We start from the raw sequence: 566 nt of genomic DNA on the forward strand, positions 1-566 counted from the left end.
GGCTCGCGCCCACGCTGGACGATCCGCTGCGCGGTCCCTATCTGCGCTGGCTCGCGTTCTACGGCTCGTCGTTCGAGCCGGCCATTACCGACCTCGCGATGAAGCGCGAGCCCACGCCGCCGATGATGTGCCCATACGGCGACTTCGACACGATGCTGGCCACGTTGACGGCCCAGCTGCGCGCGGGTCCGTACCTGCTGGGCGAACGCTTCTGCGCCGCCGACGTCCTGTGGGGCATCTCGCTCGGCTGGGCCACGATGTTCAAGCTGGTGCCGGAACTGCCCGAGATCATGGCCTATATCGATCGCGTCAGTTCGCGTCCGGCCGCGCGCCGGGCCGCGGAAGCGGATGCGCTGCTCGCGGCCGCGCAGGGTTGATCAGGCTAGTGGCCAGCGCCGTCCCCAGCACGATCAGGGCGCTGCCGGCCGCCATCGCGGTCGTAACAGTCTCGCCGAGGAACAGCACGCCCCACAGCACGCCGAACGCGGGCACGAGGAACGGCACGGCCATCGTCTTCGCCGCGCCCACGCGGGCGATCAGGCGGAAGAACAGCAGGTACGCGAGCG

General features: G+C 70.0%; 2 protein-coding genes. One reads left to right on the forward strand and one right to left on the reverse strand.

Going from position 1 to position 566, the window contains the following annotated elements:
- A partial coding sequence (locus tag ACEN88_RS33815; RefSeq protein WP_413346735.1) for a glutathione binding-like protein occupies positions 1 to 377 on the forward strand: 377 nt, incomplete at its 5' end.
- Here the strand turns inward: ACEN88_RS33815 and ACEN88_RS33820 are convergent.
- A partial coding sequence (locus tag ACEN88_RS33820) for an EamA family transporter (protein ID WP_413346737.1) occupies positions 310 to 566 on the reverse strand: 257 nt, incomplete at its 5' end. The two genes, ACEN88_RS33815 and ACEN88_RS33820, sit on opposite strands and share 68 nt — an antisense overlap.

It is taken from the genome of Massilia sp. CT11-108, assembly GCF_047302915.1.
In the GTDB taxonomy this organism is placed as follows: domain Bacteria; phylum Pseudomonadota; class Gammaproteobacteria; order Burkholderiales; family Burkholderiaceae_D; genus Telluria; species Telluria orientalis.